The organism is Geobacter sp., from assembly GCF_030834625.1.
Lineage (GTDB): Bacteria > Desulfobacterota > Desulfuromonadia > Geobacterales > Geobacteraceae > Geobacter.
The window spans coordinates 1-2,505 of record NZ_JAUQXO010000083.1 but is presented as its reverse complement, the minus strand read 5'-3'; the positions used below and the strand labels follow the sequence as shown (position 1 = coordinate 2,505).

Genomic DNA, 2,505 nt, shown 5'->3' with positions numbered 1-2,505 from the left:
TGCGGACGGCTCCCGAGTTGGCGCCGGAGCTGGAGCACGTGGTCAACGCCTTCGATCCGTGGGCCAGGGACCGAGGTGAGTACTATTCGCTCCAGTGGAAACCGCGGAAAGGGGCCGAGGCGGACGGGGCGTTCACGGGGGAGAAGTGAGGGTATGACTTTCGGTAATGCTTTGGTTTTCTGCTGGTTGGATAAGAACCTGAATCCGGCATTATCCGGTCAGGTTAATCACTGGTTAGGCCGCTGGCCAAGCGGAGCAGTGTATGCCAGGAAGCATCGAATTACGGGTTTTAACCGATGAGTAGTTCTTAAATCTAGACGGCTTCGTTTTCGCCGATCTGGCGACAAGGGTTGCGGTGCGACGGGTTCAATGACAATCCGGGCGACGGGCAGTTTTTGAAGCGTGGGACGTGTCTCGCCGCCTGACTGCGCACTTTCACCACCGGAGAATTTCGCGATGGAATACCCAGTGAAGAACAACATCCCCTACGAGGAGATCGCAAACGGTGCGCTTATCCTCCTGCTTCTGAGGGAGAGCAAAACCTGGGAGGAGTTGTGCAGAAGATATGCTTACGCCGACCCCGCGCAAATCAAAACCAACACAAACACCTTTAGCCTTCTCAAGAAGCTGTTTGAGATGCGCGATCTGGGACTGATTACTTTTGAGGAGAAGGAGACGGCCGACGGAAAGAAACCCGTCGGAGTGATCAAAGAAACGGGTCTCTCGTCGACGATTCGCGATGCTTTTGGCGGTATGAGCCTAGACGAGGCGGCCATGATCTCCCGACACGCGAAAGGGATGGCCATTGCTCCCATTTTCGGCCGGCCCCAGCCCCTTCCCGCCGACCAGCAAACAGATGTCTTCGTCCTGATGCCGTTCAAGACCAAGCTGGAGTCAATCTATTCTAAGCATATGAAGAAGCTGGCCCAGGAGTTGGGGCTGAGAATGCTGCGCGCGGACGAAATCTTCTCGCCAAAGCCCTTCATGGAAAAAGTTTGGGACGGCATCTGCGCCGCACAACTAATCATCGCCGACTGCACGGAGAGGAACCCGAACGTCTTCTACGAGATCGGCATGGCCCACACCCTCGGCAAGAAGGTCGTACTCATCACGCGTTCGGATAAAGACGTCCCGTCCGATATCAAGCATTTCGACTACATCCATTACAACTACGATCCCGAAGGCGTCGAAGCGTTAATCGAAAAACTGAAAGAATTCCTCATCGCCCATTTCACGTCAGCAGCCCGAAACGAAGCCTACGACAAGGTCACCGCCAGTTTCAGCGAACCGCAACCGAATGAAACCGTTGGCAGGACGATACGGTGCTCGGGTGTTGTGACCGGTCTGCAACCGGGCTTGAACCTGTGGTTGGCCGTGGAAGTTGGCAATCTCGTATGGCCAAAGGAGAACAAAGTGCTGCCGGACGAAACCAACAAGTGGTGCGTACCCATCTTTGAGGATGGCGTAACTGAGCAATTCGCCGTGAGTCTATTTGTCGCGGACACGAGTGCCGATCGTCGCATTAAGGAATGGTTGGAAGCTGGCCGTCGTACCGGCAAGTACAGCGAATTGCCAGGTATCCCTGGGGCCCGCCGCCTTGCTCGGATTGATGGCCTTCGACTAAAGACATCTTGAAGACTGAGAAGAAAAACGTGTCAGGAACCATTTCTCCATAGGGCATGGCGGGATAGGGCGGGCCTAACAAGTGGTTCCAGGGGACGCGCGGAGAAGCATCGTCGTGCTTGCCAGCATGGTATCCGCGCGCCCCTGAACCAGGACGTTAGGCCATCTCGATGGCCGCGGGGGGCTTGATCTGCTTAACACGGGCTAAGGAGGGTATAAAATGTCATCAGTAATAACACCGGAACTCGCGGCATTATTTAAGCCTCTCACCCTTACAGTCACAAAGCTAACCTGCAAGGTTGACACCGACGAATTTGATTCTGATGAGCCGTACATTATCGTGTTTACTGCTAACCTCAGCAACCAGGTAATCAACATCCCGGGAGGCGGGAAAATAATCATCCCTGCCACCCGAACGACACTTATCGGGCCTTGGGACGATTTTGATACTGGTGAAACAGGCAGCCCCGTAGCCCCGCCTCCCGGGCTGCCGCTCGACAGCCCGTGGATTTTTGTGGTCGGGTGGCCATGTTGGGCTACAGATGGCAAACCAGCGCCGATCGCTAGCCCCAATAATGTAATCTTTTTGGTTGCGTTATTGGAACACGACGGGGGTGAACCGAACAGCGTGCGTGCGGCCGTGCAAGCCGGATTGTCTGCAAATCTCCAAGGCTATGTCAATGACACCAGCCTGAGTCGGGCACAGATGATTCAAAATCTAGTGAAGGACATGAACGGCCTTATTGACTTTGCAGCCCAGTCTCTTGATGGTGACGAGCGAATCGGCAGTGCAAAGGAACTCCAATTTACCGCTGCCGAGATGGCTGAAGCCCGCTCCAACAAGAAGTCGAAGGAATTAGAGTTCAAGGGGGACGGAGGCAA

General features: G+C 54.8%; 2 protein-coding genes. Both read left to right on the top strand.

Annotation, left to right across the window (positions count from 1 at the left end):
• The first annotated feature begins 456 nt into the window (after nt 1–456).
• Complete coding sequence (locus RCH91_RS19770; protein ID WP_306536904.1) at nt 457–1,635, top strand: hypothetical protein; 1,179 nt, start codon at nt 457–459, stop codon at nt 1,633–1,635.
• Nucleotides 1,636–1,843: 208 nt separating this feature from the next.
• Nucleotides 1,844–2,505 (top strand): hypothetical protein (locus RCH91_RS19765; RefSeq protein WP_306536902.1); only part of this gene is annotated, 662 nt, incomplete at its 3' end.